Source organism: Gordonia sihwensis NBRC 108236 (genome assembly GCF_000333035.1).
GTDB classification, from domain to species: Bacteria; Actinomycetota; Actinomycetes; order Mycobacteriales; family Mycobacteriaceae; genus Gordonia; species Gordonia sihwensis.
Map to the genome: position 1 here is coordinate 254,213 of NZ_BANU01000001.1, position 13,530 is coordinate 267,742.

Annotated in this window: 15 protein-coding genes, 1 tRNA gene and 1 pseudogene; 11 read left to right on the forward strand and 6 right to left on the reverse strand. The window is 66.9% G+C overall.

The genetic code is table 11. The features are described 5' to 3' along the window. Positions 1 to 38 precede the first annotated feature (38 nt). From GSI01S_RS01280 to tuf, 5 genes are all read left to right on the forward strand, one after another. Positions 39 to 716, forward strand: coding sequence for a FadR/GntR family transcriptional regulator (locus GSI01S_RS01280; RefSeq protein ID WP_039866607.1), 678 nt, complete (start codon positions 39 to 41; stop codon positions 714 to 716). Positions 717 to 1,070: 354 nt separating this feature from the next. Beyond that, positions 1,071 to 1,442 (forward strand): 30S ribosomal protein S12, encoded by a 372-nt coding sequence (gene rpsL, locus GSI01S_RS01285; protein WP_006894477.1) that lies wholly within the window; start codon positions 1,071 to 1,073, stop codon positions 1,440 to 1,442. A gap of 5 nt (positions 1,443 to 1,447) precedes the next feature. Beyond that, on the forward strand, positions 1,448 to 1,918 hold the full coding sequence (gene rpsG, locus GSI01S_RS01290) for a 30S ribosomal protein S7 (RefSeq protein ID WP_006894478.1): 471 nt from the start codon (positions 1,448 to 1,450) through the stop codon (positions 1,916 to 1,918). Positions 1,919 to 2,015: 97 nt separating this feature from the next. Beyond that, complete coding sequence (gene fusA / locus GSI01S_RS01295) at positions 2,016 to 4,121, forward strand: elongation factor G (protein ID WP_006894479.1); 2,106 nt, start codon at positions 2,016 to 2,018, stop codon at positions 4,119 to 4,121. A 201-nt stretch (positions 4,122 to 4,322) separates the two neighbouring features. Then, positions 4,323 to 5,513 carry an elongation factor Tu gene (tuf, locus tag GSI01S_RS01300; protein ID WP_006894480.1) on the forward strand — a complete coding sequence of 397 codons (1,191 nt, stop codon included), beginning with the start codon at positions 4,323 to 4,325 and terminating at the stop codon, positions 5,511 to 5,513. A 118-nt stretch (positions 5,514 to 5,631) separates the two neighbouring features. On the opposite strand, the gene GSI01S_RS01305 is transcribed toward tuf, so the two are convergent. Together GSI01S_RS01305 and GSI01S_RS01310 are read right to left on the reverse strand one after the other, a co-directional pair. After that, positions 5,632 to 6,102 (reverse strand): heme-binding beta-barrel domain-containing protein, encoded by a 471-nt coding sequence (locus GSI01S_RS01305; protein WP_006894481.1) that lies wholly within the window; start codon positions 6,100 to 6,102, stop codon positions 5,632 to 5,634. Between the two features lie 26 nt (positions 6,103 to 6,128). After that, complete coding sequence (locus tag GSI01S_RS01310) at positions 6,129 to 8,150, reverse strand: NAD(+) synthase (RefSeq protein ID WP_006894483.1); 2,022 nt, start codon at positions 8,148 to 8,150, stop codon at positions 6,129 to 6,131. A gap of 100 nt (positions 8,151 to 8,250) precedes the next feature. Here GSI01S_RS01310 and GSI01S_RS01315 point away from each other — a divergent pair, with 100 nt between their 5' ends. Continuing rightward, positions 8,251 to 8,784, forward strand: a complete 534-nt coding sequence (locus tag GSI01S_RS01315) for a copper resistance CopC family protein (RefSeq protein WP_006894484.1) — start codon at positions 8,251 to 8,253, stop codon at positions 8,782 to 8,784. 5 nt (positions 8,785 to 8,789) lie between these two features. After that, the gene (locus GSI01S_RS01320; RefSeq protein WP_006894486.1) at positions 8,790 to 9,698 is read left to right on the forward strand and encodes a CopD family protein; all 909 of its coding nucleotides are present in this window, start codon (positions 8,790 to 8,792) and stop codon (positions 9,696 to 9,698) included. Here the strand turns inward: GSI01S_RS01320 and GSI01S_RS01325 are convergent. Beyond that, positions 9,695 to 10,630 carry an alpha/beta fold hydrolase gene (locus GSI01S_RS01325; RefSeq protein ID WP_006894488.1) on the reverse strand — a complete coding sequence of 312 codons (936 nt, stop codon included), beginning with the start codon at positions 10,628 to 10,630 and terminating at the stop codon, positions 9,695 to 9,697. The two genes, GSI01S_RS01320 and GSI01S_RS01325, sit on opposite strands and share 4 nt — an antisense overlap. A 110-nt stretch (positions 10,631 to 10,740) precedes the next feature. On the opposite strand from GSI01S_RS01325, the gene GSI01S_RS01330 reads away from it, so the two are divergent. After that, a complete protein-coding gene (locus GSI01S_RS01330) occupies positions 10,741 to 11,631 on the forward strand; it encodes an alpha/beta fold hydrolase (RefSeq protein WP_006894489.1) in 891 nt (296 codons plus the stop codon). A 70-nt stretch (positions 11,632 to 11,701) separates the two neighbouring features. Further along, a tRNA-Lys gene (locus GSI01S_RS01335) sits at positions 11,702 to 11,774 on the forward strand. 122 nt (positions 11,775 to 11,896) lie between these two features. Here the strand turns inward: GSI01S_RS01335 and GSI01S_RS20445 are convergent. After that, positions 11,897 to 12,067, reverse strand: a pseudogene (locus GSI01S_RS20445) (helix-turn-helix domain-containing protein); the annotation flags it as partial. A 179-nt stretch (positions 12,068 to 12,246) separates the two neighbouring features. Here GSI01S_RS20445 and GSI01S_RS01340 point away from each other — a divergent pair. Continuing rightward, complete coding sequence (locus tag GSI01S_RS01340) at positions 12,247 to 12,432, forward strand: helix-turn-helix domain-containing protein (protein WP_244874914.1); 186 nt, start codon at positions 12,247 to 12,249, stop codon at positions 12,430 to 12,432. A gap of 8 nt (positions 12,433 to 12,440) precedes the next feature. On the opposite strand, the gene GSI01S_RS01345 is transcribed toward GSI01S_RS01340, so the two are convergent. Then, complete coding sequence (locus GSI01S_RS01345) at positions 12,441 to 12,809, reverse strand: hypothetical protein (protein WP_006894491.1); 369 nt, start codon at positions 12,807 to 12,809, stop codon at positions 12,441 to 12,443. A 98-nt stretch (positions 12,810 to 12,907) separates the two neighbouring features. Between GSI01S_RS01345 and GSI01S_RS01350 the strand changes: the two genes are divergently transcribed. Continuing rightward, entirely contained in the window at positions 12,908 to 13,183 is a 276-nt protein-coding gene (locus GSI01S_RS01350) for a hypothetical protein (RefSeq protein WP_006894492.1), read from the forward strand. 137 nt (positions 13,184 to 13,320) lie between these two features. Here the strand turns inward: GSI01S_RS01350 and GSI01S_RS01355 are convergent, their stop codons facing one another. Next, entirely contained in the window at positions 13,321 to 13,524 is a 204-nt protein-coding gene (locus GSI01S_RS01355; RefSeq protein ID WP_006894493.1) for a hypothetical protein, read from the reverse strand. Positions 13,525 to 13,530 lie beyond the last annotated feature (6 nt).

The window sequence follows — 13,530 nt, forward strand, 5'->3', positions numbered from 1 at the left end:
AATGGTTGTATTGAGGCAAAGTGATTTAGACTGCAGGAGTGCAGACAGTGAAGCGTCAGAGTCTCATCGCGCAGGTGACGCAGCAACTGAGAAACGAGATCGCCGCCGGCCGCTGGCAGGTGGGTGAGCGCATTCCCACCGAGCCCGCGCTGTGTGAGATGACCGGTACCGCGCGGAACACCGTGCGCGAAGCGGTGCAGGCGTTGGTGCACGCGGGGCTGCTGGAGCGCAGGCAGGGGTCGGGGACCTACGTCATCGCCACCGATGAGCAGGAGGTGGCGCTCGGTGACTTCTTCGCCGCGGCCCGGCGGCAAGACCTCTTGGAGCTGCGCGAGGCGCTGGAGGTGACCGCGGCAGGACTGGCCGCCCGCCGTCGGGACGACGATGACATCGCCGCGCTGCGTCGACTGCTGGCGCAGCGCAACGGGTTCTGGGACGGCGCCGACGCTGCCGAGTCCGTACACTCGGCAGCGGTCGAGGCCGATGCGCACCTGCACCGCGCCATCGTCGCCGCCAGCCACAACGAGGTGTATCTCGAGTTCTACGACTCGTTGCTGCCGGCGCTGCGAGAGTCGATCGCCGAACACGGTGTCGGCGCGCACCGGTCGTACGAGGCGCTCCACGTCGAGGTCGTCGAGGCGGTGATCGGCGGGGATGTGGACGGCGCCCGGGCGGCCGCTCGGCAGTTGCTCACCCGCGTCGGCGAATCCGGATGATCGGCGCCGGTAGTGAACTGTTTCGGTGCGGTTCGCGCAGCGGTGTCAATCATTTTGACCGTGGTAAATCCGGGCGGTAAAGTATTTCGTCGGCGCCTTGCCAAGCTGGGTGCTGCTCACCTTCCGGCGTCCGAGCGGGCGCCGAGAGGGCGGAGTCGTGGATCGGCGTAGGGCGTGCGACACGCCCGACAACGGGTGCACGATTCGAACCTGACCTGCATAAACGTGCAGGTGGGGCGAGTTGCGGAAGTATCTGTCCACGCGTGAGCGTGGCGGACCGCTTGCCCGGAGCACCAACCGCAACGAATACGAACAAGGCCCGGCGGGAGCCGGTCCTCAAGGAGAAAGAACTCAGTGCCAACCATTAACCAGCTGGTCCGCAAGGGCCGCAAGGACAAGACGTCCGCCAAGAAGACGGCTGCTCTGAAGGGCAGCCCGCAGCGCCGGGGCGTTTGCACCCGCGTGTACACCACCACCCCGAAGAAGCCGAACTCCGCTCTGCGAAAGGTCGCCCGTGTGCGCCTGACCAGTGGCGTCGAGGTCACCGCCTACATCCCCGGTGAGGGCCACAACCTGCAGGAGCACTCGATGGTGCTCGTCCGCGGCGGTCGTGTGAAGGACCTCCCGGGTGTTCGTTACCGCATCATCCGCGGCTCGCTCGACACCCAGGGTGTCAAGGACCGCAAGCAGGCTCGCAGCCGTTACGGCGCCAAGAAGGGGAACTGATCTAAATGCCACGTAAAGGACCCGCTCCCAAGCGCCCCCTGATCAGCGACCCCGTCTACGGTTCGCCGCTCGTCACCCAGCTCGTCAACAAGATCCTGCTGGACGGCAAGAAGTCGACCGCCGAGCGCATCGTGTACGAAGCCCTCGAGCAGGCCCGTGAGAAGACCGGCACCGATCCGGTCGTCACCCTCAAGCGTGCGCTCGACAACGTCAAGCCCACCCTCGAGGTCAAGAGCCGTCGCGTCGGTGGCGCCACCTACCAGGTTCCGGTCGAGGTGAAGCCGGGCCGCGCCAACACCCTCGCGTTGCGCTGGCTGGTCACCTTCAGCCGTCAGCGTCGCGAGAAGACCATGGTGGAGCGTCTGGCCAACGAGCTGCTGGACGCCTCGAACGGTCTCGGTGCATCGGTGAAGCGTCGCGAGGACACTCACAAGATGGCCGAAGCCAACCGCGCCTTCGCTCACTACCGCTGGTGAGGCTGCCGCATCGGACCGGGGGATGCGCACGCGAGCCCGGTCCGATGCGCTCGCACACTGACAGACTCAGTTCCAAAAACTTCCCGAAGGGAACCTAATGGCACAGGAAGTGCTCAACGACCTCACCAAGGTCCGCAACATCGGCATCATGGCGCACATCGATGCCGGCAAGACCACGACCACCGAGCGCATCCTCTACTACACCGGTGTGAACTACAAGATCGGTGAGACCCACGACGGCGCGTCGACCACCGACTGGATGGAGCAGGAGAAGGAGCGTGGTATCACCATCACCTCCGCCGCCGTGACCTGCTTCTGGAACAACAACCAGATCAACGTCATCGACACGCCAGGTCACGTCGACTTCACCGTCGAGGTGGAGCGCGCGCTCCGCGTCCTCGACGGCGCCGTCGCCGTCTTCGACGGCAAGGAGGGCGTCGAGCCGCAGTCCGAGCAGGTCTGGCGCCAGGCCACCAAGTACGACGTCCCCCGCATCTGCTTCGTCAACAAGATGGACAAGATGGGTGCGGACTTCTACTTCACCGTGCAGACGATCATCGATCGCCTGGGCGCGAAGCCGCTGGTCATGCAGCTCCCGATCGGTGCCGAGGATGCCTTCGACGGCGTCGTCGACCTGCTCGAGATGAAGGCCATCACCTGGCGCGGAACCGTCGAGATCGGCGCCGAGCCGACCATCGAGGAGATCCCCGCGGATCTGGCCGACAAGGCCGCCGAGTACCGCGAGAAGCTGCTCGAGACGGTCGCCGAGTCGGACGAAGCCCTCATGGAGAAGTACTTCGCCGGCGAGGAGCTCACGATCGACGAGATCAAGGGCGCCATCCGCAAGATGACGATCAACTCCGAGATCTACCCCGTGCTGTGCGGCTCGGCGTTCAAGAACAAGGGCGTGCAGCCCATGCTCGACGCCGTCATCGACTACCTCCCGAACCCGCTGGACATCGGCGAGATCGAGGGCCACGTCGTGGGCAACGAGGAAGAGATCATCTCCCGCAAGCCCAGCAAGGACGAGCCGTTCTCGGCACTGGCGTTCAAGATCGCCGCGCACCCGTTCTTCGGCAAGCTCACCTTCGTCCGCGTGTACTCGGGCCGTGTGGAGCCGGGCACCCAGGTCATGAACGCGACCAAGGGCAAGAAGGAGCGCATCGGCAAGCTCTTCCAGATGCACGCCAACAAGGAGAACCCGGTCGACGACGCGGTGGCCGGCCACATCTACGCGATGATCGGCCTCAAGGACACCACGACCGGTGACACCCTGTGCGATCCGGCGAACCCCATCGTCCTCGAGTCGATGACCTTCCCTGACCCGGTCATCAACGTCTCGATCGAGCCGAAGACCAAGTCCGACCAGGAGAAGCTGGGCACCGCGATCCAGAAGCTCGCCGAAGAGGATCCGACCTTCTCGGTGAACCTGGACGAGGAGACCGGCCAGACCGTCATCGGCGGCATGGGCGAGCTCCACCTCGACATCCTGGTCGACCGCATGAAGCGCGAGTTCAAGGTCGAGGCCAACGTCGGCAAGCCGCAGGTCGCCTACCGTGAGACGATCCGCAAGACCGTCGAGAAGCACGAGTTCACCCACAAGAAGCAGACGGGTGGCTCGGGTCAGTTCGCGAAGGTCATCATCAAGCTCGAGCCGCTGGTCGACGCCGAGGACGGCGCGACCTACGAGTTCGCGAACGCCGTCACCGGCGGTCGTGTCCCGCGCGAGTACATCCCCTCGGTGGATGCCGGTGCGCAGGACGCGATGCAGTACGGCGTTCTGGCCGGCTACCCGCTGGTCAACCTGAAGGTCACCCTCCTCGACGGTCAGTACCATGACGTCGACTCGTCGGAGATGGCCTTCAAGATCGCCGGTTCGCAGGCCCTCAAGGAGGCTGCGAAGATGGCTCAGCCCGTCATCCTGGAGCCGATCATGGCCGTCGAGGTCACGACTCCGGAGGACTACATGGGCGACGTCATCGGCGACCTGAACTCCCGCCGTGGCCAGATCCAGGCCATGGAGGAGCGCAGCGGTGCACGAGTCGTCAAGGCTCAGGTGCCGCTGTCGGAGATGTTCGGCTACATCGGAGACCTGCGGTCGAAGACTCAGGGCCGGGCTAACTACTCCATGGTTTTCGACTCGTACGCTGAAGTTCCGGCGAACGTGTCGAAGGAGATCATCGCGAAGGCAACGGGCGAGTGATCTCGCCCTCCGCCTTGGCGGAGCTCGCGCCGGGGTCGGCTATCGAATCCGCGCGCACAAACGAATAAGGTGGACGGCCAGGTCCCGGCACGACGCCGGGCCGGCCGGACACCGGTTCAGCAAGACCGCTCCTGCCGACGGCAGGAAGTAAGAAACCCACTGCTGGGAACCACCCGGCAGCAACAGTCCAGGAGGACACAAGTGGCGAAGGCGAAGTTCGAGCGGACCAAGCCGCACGTGAACATCGGCACCATCGGTCACGTCGACCACGGCAAGACCACCACCACGGCGGCCATCACCAAGGTGCTCGCCGACCAGTACCCGGACCTGAACGAGAGCTTCGCTTTCGATCAGATCGACAAGGCGCCTGAGGAGAAGGCTCGTGGTATCACGATCAACATCTCCCACGTCGAGTACCAGACGGAGAAGCGTCACTACGCTCACGTCGACGCTCCGGGTCACGCCGACTACATCAAGAACATGATCACCGGCGCCGCTCAGATGGACGGCGCGATCCTGGTCGTGGCTGCCACCGACGGCCCGATGCCGCAGACCCGCGAGCACGTGCTGCTGGCTCGCCAGGTCGGCGTCCCCTACATCCTCGTCGCACTGAACAAGGCCGACATGGTCGACGACGAGGAGATCATGGAGCTCGTCGAGATGGAGGTCCGCGAACTGCTGGCCGCCCAGGAGTTCGACGAGGACGCTCCGGTGGTCCCGATCTCGGCGCTGAAGGCGCTCGAGGGCGAGGAGAAGTGGGTCAAGTCCATCCAGGACCTGATGGCCGCTGTCGACGAGTCGATCCCGGACCCGGTCCGTGAGACCGACAAGCCGTTCCTGATGCCCGTCGAGGACGTCTTCACCATCACCGGTCGCGGCACCGTCGTCACCGGTCGCGTGGAGCGCGGCGAGGTCAACGTGAACGAGGAAGTCGAGATCGTCGGCATCCGCGAGAAGAGCACCAAGACCACCGTCACCGGTATCGAGATGTTCCACAAGCTGCTCGATTCGGCTCAGGCCGGCGACAACGCGGGTCTGCTGCTCCGCGGCCTCAAGCGTGAGGACGTCGAGCGCGGTCAGGTCATCGTCAAGCCGGGCACCACGACTCCGCACACCGAGTTCGAGGGCCAGGCGTACATCCTGTCGAAGGACGAGGGCGGCCGTCACACCCCGTTCTTCAACAACTACCGTCCGCAGTTCTACTTCCGCACCACGGACGTGACCGGCGTCGTGACCCTCCCCGAGGGCACCGAGATGGTCATGCCGGGCGACAACACCGAGATGACTGTCAAGCTCATCCAGCCGGTCGCCATGGACGAGGGCCTGCGCTTCGCTATCCGCGAGGGTGGCCGCACCGTCGGTGCCGGCCGCGTCACCAAGATCATCAAGTGATCTAGTCTGACGACTCAGGACGCCCGTCCCGCTGATGCGGGGCGGGCGTTCTGCTGTTCCGGGGGCTCCAGGCGTACGTCGAGTTCGTCGGCGAACCCGAACCGGCGTCGGCGCCGCCTCAGGCTCGGTGGAGCTCGGCGTGCAGATGGTGCGAGACGGGGACGTCGGCGTAGGCCATCCACAGGTCGTACGTGAGGGTGTCGCCGGCGAGTTCGAAACGGCGTTTCACCGCGTGCACCTGTTTCGCGTCGGGGGAGACGCCCAGAGTGTGCTGGGCGAACTCGAGAACGGCGTGGTGAGCGGGGGCGCGCTGGAGTTCCACGAAGCCGGTCGGCTGCGCCACCAACAGTTCCGCGTGCTGCTTGCCCGCCAGACGCAGGAAGCCGGTCTCGGTGTGCATCGGGCGGCCGCCGCCCGGTGCGCGCGTGCGCGATCGATAGAACAGGAAGGGCCGTCCGCTCGGCGACAGCTCGATCTCCTCGTCGTAGGTGAAGCTGTCGATCGTCGCATAGTGTCCGGCGCCGGTACCTCGCCAGAGACCGGCGAAGGCAGCGAGCGGGCCGAGGGGGTTGCGCTGTGAATCGGACATGCTGCCAGGTTAGACCCCGACCGGGGTCAGTCCGGGTGCAGTTCGCGCAGCCAGGACGACGACGGTGCGTCGGACGGCGACCGCCAGTCGCCGCGCGGCGAGAGCGATCCACCCGACCCGATCTTCGGGCCGTTCGGCATCGCGGTGCGCTTGAACTGGCTCGACATGAACCGCTTCAAGAAGACCGTCAGCCACTTGTCGATGGTGGCCTCGTCGTACTCGTTGCGTTCGTCGTCGCGCATCAGATCCGACCACGCGCCGCGGCTCCGGTCGCCCCACGCCTGCCGGGCGAGGTAGGCGATCTTGCTGGGCCGGTAGCCGAACCGCGTGAGGTAGTAGAGGAAGAAGTCGTGCAGCTCGTACGGGCCGACGTGGTCCTCGGTGCTCTGGATGTTGCCCTCGGCGTCGGCGGGCACGAGCTCCGGTGAGATCACGTCGGAGAGGATCTCCTGCAGGGTGCTGACGGTCTCGGGTCCGTAGCGGGCGGTGCTGATCTTCCAGCGGATGAGATGCTGGATCAGCGTCTTGGGGACGCTGCCGTTGACGTTGTAATGCGACATCTGGTCGCCGACCCCGTAGGTGCACCAGCCTAGCGCCAGCTCCGACAGGTCGCCGGTGCCCAGCACGATCCCGCCGAGGTGGTTGGCCAGCCGGAAGAGGTGGGAGGTGCGCTCTCCTGCTTGGACGTTCTCGAAGGTGACGTCGTAGACCGGTTCCCCGTCGGCGAACGGATGCTTCAGGTCGGCGAGCATCTGCATGCATGACGGCCGGATGTCGAGTTCGTTGCCGGTGACGCCGAGCGAGTCCATGAGGACGTGGCTGCGCGCCAGGGTGGCGCCGCCGGTGGCGAAGCCGGGCATCGTGTACGCGTGGATGTTGGTGCGCGGCAATCCCATCGCGTCGAAGGCCTGGATGGCGACGAGCAACGCGAGGGTGGAGTCGAGACCGCCGGAGACGCCGATGACCACCTTGTCGATTCCGGTGGAGCGCAGCCGCGCGACGAGCCCCTGCACCTGGATGTTCAGCACGTCGTGGCACCGCTCGTCTCGGTCGGCGGCGTCGGCGGGAACGAACGGGAAACGCGCGACCGTCCTGCGCAGAGCCCCGGTGGTCTCGGGGACGTCGAGGTCGAACGAGATGCGGCGCATCGCCCGCGAGCGTTCGGCGAAATCGCCCACCTGGTCGCGCAGGGAGATCATCCGGGACCGCTCCTGCCGCAGCCGGTCGAGGTCCACATCGCTGACTATCAGCTGCGGTTCCATCGAGAAGCCCGCGGTGCGCGCCAGCAGGGTGCCGTTCTCGGCGATCAGTGCGTCGCCGTCCCAGGCCAGGTCCGTGGTCGACTCGCCGAAGCCGGCCGAGACGTAGACCTGCGCGGCGATGCAGCGCGCCGAGTGGCCGGTCACCAGCGACCGCCGGTACGCCTGCTTGCCCACCGTGACCGGGCTGCCCGAGAGGTTGACCAGTACGGTGGCCCCGGCGAACGAGGCCCAGGTGCTCGGTGGGATCGGCACCCATCCGTCCTCGCACACCTCCACGTGGATTCGCAGGCCGGGCAGGTCGTCTGCTTCGAAGATCAGGTCGGCGCCGAACGGCACGCGCTGTCCGCCGATGACGGCGGTGTCGCGGACCGCGTCGCGTGCGGCGGCGAAGTAGCGCTGCTCGTAGAACTCGCGGTAGTTGGGCAGGTACGACTTCGGTGCGACGCCGAGCACGCGGCCGCCGTGGATCACGATCGCGCAGTTGTACAGGGCGTCGTCCACCCGCAGCGGAGCGCCGACGATCACCACGGGCGTCGTCTCAGCGGTCGCGGCCACCACGGCGGCCAGCGCGGCCTCCACCTCGTCGAGCAATGCATCCTGCTGGACGAGGTCGTCGACGCTGTAGCCGCAGAGGCCCAGCTCGGGGAAGGCGACGACGGCCACCGACTCCCGATGGGCCTGCTGGATCAGTTCGACGGTGCGCGAGGCGTTCTGACGCGGGTCGGCCAGGGCGACCTGCGGGACGGCAGCGGCGAGACGGGCGAAACCGTGTGAGTAGACCGACACTCCTTCAGGCTAATGCGTCGCTGCGTGCCACGATGGAGGGGAGTCGGCGCGGGCCGCCTCGTCTGTGTCCGTAACGTCTTCAAGGTCAGGTGTTCTGCGCATGTCCAGGTTCCTCGCACGTTCTTCTGTCTTCGCGGTCCTCGCGGCCACCGCCGCTCTCCTGGTGGGGCTGGTGGCGGGCCCGGCGTCGGCGCATTCGGCGCTGGTCGGCTCCGACCCCGAGCAGGGGGCCAAGGTCGCGACGGCTCCCGAACGGGTGACGCTGACCTTCAACGAGAACCTGAAGTCCTCGTACGCGGTGCTCAAGGTGGTCGGCCCCGACGGACACTTCTGGCAGCAGGGCGAGCCCACGGTCGACGGTCGCGACATATCCGTTGCCCTGCACGGACTGGGGCCGGCCGGTGAGTACAAGGTCAACTACCGCGTGACGTCGGCCGACGGCCACCCGGTGGAGGGCCAGGTGACCTTCGAATTGACGGCTGCGGGCAACGGCACCCCCGGCGCCGTCGCCGACGACTGGCAGCCGGAGACCGATAACGGTGTGAAGGTGTGGCCGTTCATCGTCGGCGGTGTGGTCGTGGTGATCGTCGTAGCCGGTGTGCTGGCGCTGCTGCTGGCCCGTCGCCGACGCTGACCCGCATGCCCGGAGCCGAGACGGTGCGACTGCGCGCCGGATTCGCCATCGCCGCGGCGGCTCTGGCGGTGGTGGGCGTGGCGATCTGCCAGGCGCTGGCCGCACCCGAGCCGGCGGCGTGGGCCGGCGCGGTGACGATCGGTTCGCTCTCGCTGCTGCTCGGCCTCGGTGCACTGCCGCTGATCGGCGCGGAGCCCTCGGTCCGGGTGATCGTCGGCGCCGGGGCGATGTGGGGAGTCGCCAGCGTCATCGGCGGATGGCTGCAGGTGGCCGACCGCATCGGGGTCTCGCCGTTCGAGGTGGGTGTCGGTGATCTGACGACCGGCGTGCAGACCGGCTTGCCGGTGCTGGTCGGCGCCGTGGGATCGCTGGCCGTCCTGGGCTGGGGTTATGCCGCGCTCCGGGCGGAGCCGCCGGTGCTCTTGGTCTCCGTGATCGCGGGCCTCGGCGTGCTGGCGGTCTCGGTCACCGGCCACGGCGGTGAGTCGGTCTGGACCCCGGTGTTCCTCGCCGTGCATTCGATCTGTGCGGCCTGGTGGGCCGGCACGCTCGCCGCGCTGGTCGTCACGGTGCGCGGGAAAGGCGGCTGGGCCCGGACGCTTCCGGAGTTCTCCCGATGGGCGATGCCCGCGGTAGGCGCGTTGATCGTCACCGGGGTGGTCGCCGCGGCGGTGCAGCTCGGTGTGGGTCCGCAGCTGTGGGAGACCGGCTACGGCCGGATCCTCGTGGCGAAGGCGGTTCTGCTGGCGGTGGCGCTGGCGCTGGCGTGGTGGCACCGGCGGTCGTGGCTGCCGCGCGCACGACGGCACGGAGTGAGCGAGCGGGAGTCCATCGTCCGGGCCGGCACCGAAGTGCTGGTGCTGGCACTGATTCTGGGTCTGGCTGCCGGGTTGGCGACCACCGGGACCGGTTAGCGGCCGGCGTCGCCGCTTCCCGCCGCCGGCCGATCCCAGGCGGCGAGCAGGATGTCGAGCATCTCGATGCTGTGGCCGAGGCCGCTGATGTGGCTCTGGCCGGCCAGCGGATGGAGTTCGGCGTGCGGGAGCAGTTTCACCATGTGCTCGCCGTGGGCGAACGGGATGATGTTGTCGGCGTCGCCGTGCCACCAGTGCACATAGGCGTCCACGTCGGAGATCCGGAATCCCCAGTCGCGGACGAATAATTGCAGGTCGGCGAACGGAGCCTCCATGCGGCGGCTGCCGCCGTGCAGCAGGTCGTCGAGGAACATCGCCCGGAACTCCGGGCGTGAGAGCAGTTCCCGGTCGGCCTCGGGGGAGAGGCGGCCGTAGAGGCTGATCGCCGGGTCGGCGATGGGCCGCGCGAAGCCCAGGACCGTGCTCAGCACCGACCCGATCGGTCGGCTGGCCACATTGAGCAACGGAACGGCGAATTGTGCGAGGTCCACGGCGCCGCCGCGGATCCCGTCGGGTCCGTTGACCGGAGCCACACCGCCGACGATCCCGGTCGACACCACGCGGTCGGGCAGGAAGCGCGACACGGCGAGTGAGTACGGGCCGCCGCCGGAGAGTCCGATCACCGAGAAGCGGTCGACGCCGAGGGTGTTCAGGACGGTCTGGAAGTCGAGCGTGAAGTCGGCGATCGACTCGTACCGGTGAGGCGTCGACGACCCGACGCCCGGCCGGTCGAGCCCGATCAGGCGGAAGCCGCGCGTCTCGGCGTATTCGCGCGCCTCGGTCGGGATCTGCCGTCGGGCTCCGGGGGTGCCGTGCAGCCACACGACGGCCGGGCCGCCGGGGGAGCCGAACTCGGAGAAGCCGATGCGTCGGCGTCGCTTGTCGCCGACGGCGATGGAGCCCTCGAGCTTCGGGCGGTCAATCGGAATCACGTCGCGGAGTATGTCAGATGCGCGCTGCCCGCACGAGATGGATTCTCATATTTGTCTAAGAGGAGCCTGTGAGCAGGGACGACCCTCTCGGGCGGGTGTATTTTGGAGGGATGCCAGCACTGAGCAGTCGTCTCGCCACCATGCGCCGCGGCATCGGTCACGCCATGCGTCCCCATCCGGTCACCGGGGTCCCGTCGGGCCGGCGGCTCGAGCTTCCGGGACGCGGGGAGACCTTCGTCACCGACTCCGGGCGGCGCGACGGTCCGGCCGTCTTTCTGCTTCACTCGGTCAGCACCACCGGACTGCTCTGCTGGTATCCGGTGATCCCGCTCCTGGAACGCGACTTCCGCGTCATCACCATGGACCACCGTCTGCACGGTCGCGGGATCGAGTCCGACACGTTCTCACTCGACGACTGCGCGGACGACGTGGTCGCCGTCGCCGACAGCCTCGGGATCGACTCGTTCATCGCCGCGGGATTCTCCATGGGCGGAGGCATCGCACAGCTCGCCTGGCGCCGCAGCCCCGACCGGGTGGCCGGGCTCGTCCTCTGTTCGACCGGCCCGTACTTCTCCAGCATCGATCCCGCTCGGCTGGCGCTCGAGCAGCGTCTCGGCAAGGCGCTGAGCGTCGTCGAAAAGGTTCTCCCCACTCCGTCGGAACGGATCCTCGACGACCCGACCGCTCATCCGGTCAAATGGGGTCTGGCACAGGTCACCTCCACGAGACTCGGTCTGCAGGGCGTGTTCGCCGAGGCGATGGCCCGATTCGATTCGCGCGATTGGCTCGGTGAGATCGATGTGCCGACCTCGGTGGTGGTCTCGACGTTCGACAAGGTGGTGCAACCCGAACGGCAGCAACTGCTCGTCGACGGCATCCCGGGCGCTCAGCGTTTCGATGTCGCCGGTGGCCATGCGTGCTGTGTGCTGGGCGCGGAGAAGTTCATTCCGGAGTTCACGGCGGCCGTCCGTTCGGTCGAGCGCCAGTCGTTGACCGTCTGACACGAGAGGTCGTGCCGGAGCGTCGGTCGGCGGTTCGGTAGACTGCCACAAGTCGTGCACCGCACGCGACGCCCCTATAGCTCAGTTGGTAGAGCTACGGACTTTTAATCCGCAGGTCGTAGGTTCGAGCCCTACTGGGGGCACTGCCAGAGAGACCCCCGTCCGGCCCATCAGGGCTGGCGGGGGTTTCTTTGATGCCGGTCGTGATGTACGTGAACGAAATCCCGGTCGCCTCGCAGATCTGGTCGATCAGGTCGAGGGTGAACTCCACGTGACCGGTCATGCGGCGGGAGAGTGCGCCCTGGGTCATGTCGATGCGCCGCGCTACTTCGCTGATCGAGATGCGCAGCTCGGCAAGTGCTCCACGAAGGCGACGCGCAGCAGCTTCTGATCGTGACTCGTCCCGGTGCCCGTCTACTACCTGAAATGTCGTCATGCGCAGGACATTACTCGCACAGCGAATAGTCGGCAACGGCGTTCAGCTAACTAGGACACTCCGCGTTTGAATTACATGCTTGACAGTCATTAGCTCAGCGCGTAGTACTAGGTGCCATGCACAGCGAGTCATTAGCTCAGCGCGTAAGTGGAGCTGTCCAGCGGAACGTTCGGGCCGAGATGGCACGGAGTAAGGCCTCGCAGACCCGACTGGCGACGTCGCTCGGGTGGACTCAGGCGTCCCTGAGTCGCCGACTGAACGGGTACGTGCCCTTCACCGTCGAGGAGGTCGCTGCGATAGCGGAGTACCTCCGAGTCCCGGTAGCGGTGCTCCTCGGTGACGAAGTTCTCCGAGCTGGCGCCTGATGCAGCGGCTACGGGGTAGGCGACGTCGGGACGTTGCTGCCGCTGGTGTTCACGCAGCGGCCCAGTGCGGCCATTCGACTGTTCGCGTCGTACGCGAGGGCGTAGACCGCTTGTTCAGCCCCGATGTCGCACTGGCGGTCGAGGGCGGTCGCCGCCGAGAACGTGACCGCGTCGCCGAATCCGCCGCAACCGAGCGGGCCTGGCTCGATGTAGAAGTTCGCCGACCAGTCGTCGTCCTGAACCTCGCAGAACGTCGTCGAAGTGTCGGCAGTCGTAACGACTGGCTCGATCCCTTCGCTGTTGCTGCACCCTGCGATCCCGAATGCGGTGATCGCCAAACAGATTCCAGCCAACGCGGACTTCCTGCGGTTCGTCATCGCCGGATCGTATGTCACCAAACGGACATCACGCCCTGACGGGGCGTCAGTCCAGCCCGCTTCCATTTCTCGATTCACCCATTCGGAGGACAGCTGCCATGCTCCCCATCTTGGATTCGATCACCCCGACCACGTTCGTACTGTGCCTGATCGGCCTCGTCGCCTTCGCGTACTGGATGCCGACCGAGTCGGCCGATGACGTCGCGGACCGCGTGCCGCATCACCGCGCCCGGCAGTCGGGTGACTGGTGGCCTACGCACCGCGCCAAGGCGCGCAAGCAGAAGGCCCGAGCAGCGGCTCGCCGCCGTCGGCGCGCGCAGCTCCGTCGCGCTGCCGCCCGAGGCGTGGCTGTCCCTGCTGGTGGTGCGCGATGACCAAGACACGGATCACCCGTCGTTCGGTCGTCGCTTCGCTGCAGGGGCTCGTCAGCGCCGCGGCCGGCGGCGCGAACGGTGTCATCTGCCGCGCCGCTGACCTCGCCGCCCACTACGCAGCTACGGCCTCCCGCCCATCATTCGATGAAGGTGATCGGGGCGCCCGGCGTGAAGTAGATGCGATGCCAGGTATCGACTCCAGCGTCCCCGGGACCAGTGAGGGAGATCAGGGCACCAGTTCCCTGCCCGTTACTGATGGCCTCGACGAGCTCGCGCGCGGCCTCGAAGACGGCAGGTTCCACCTGTTCGTAGGTGATCCCGTTGAAAACAATCGATGCCATGAATCT

Coding starts and splice junctions, on each gene's coding strand:
- rpsG (WP_006894478.1), top strand. CDS start 1,448: ATGCCACGTAAAGGACCCGCTCCCAAGCGCCCCCTGATCAGCGACCCC.
- fusA (WP_006894479.1), top strand. CDS start 2,016: ATGGCACAGGAAGTGCTCAACGACCTCACCAAGGTCCGCAACATCGGC.
- GSI01S_RS01305 (WP_006894481.1), bottom strand. CDS start 6,102: ATGTCCGATTCACAGCGCAACCCCCTCGGCCCGCTCGCTGCCTTCGCC.
- GSI01S_RS01315 (WP_006894484.1), top strand. CDS start 8,251: ATGTCCAGGTTCCTCGCACGTTCTTCTGTCTTCGCGGTCCTCGCGGCC.
- GSI01S_RS01320 (WP_006894486.1), top strand. CDS start 8,790: ATGCCCGGAGCCGAGACGGTGCGACTGCGCGCCGGATTCGCCATCGCC.
- GSI01S_RS01330 (WP_006894489.1), top strand. CDS start 10,741: ATGCCAGCACTGAGCAGTCGTCTCGCCACCATGCGCCGCGGCATCGGT.
- GSI01S_RS01340 (WP_244874914.1), top strand. CDS start 12,247: ATGGCACGGAGTAAGGCCTCGCAGACCCGACTGGCGACGTCGCTCGGG.
- GSI01S_RS01345 (WP_006894491.1), bottom strand. CDS start 12,809: ATGACGAACCGCAGGAAGTCCGCGTTGGCTGGAATCTGTTTGGCGATC.
- GSI01S_RS01350 (WP_006894492.1), top strand. CDS start 12,908: ATGCTCCCCATCTTGGATTCGATCACCCCGACCACGTTCGTACTGTGC.
- GSI01S_RS01355 (WP_006894493.1), bottom strand. CDS start 13,524: ATGGCATCGATTGTTTTCAACGGGATCACCTACGAACAGGTGGAACCT.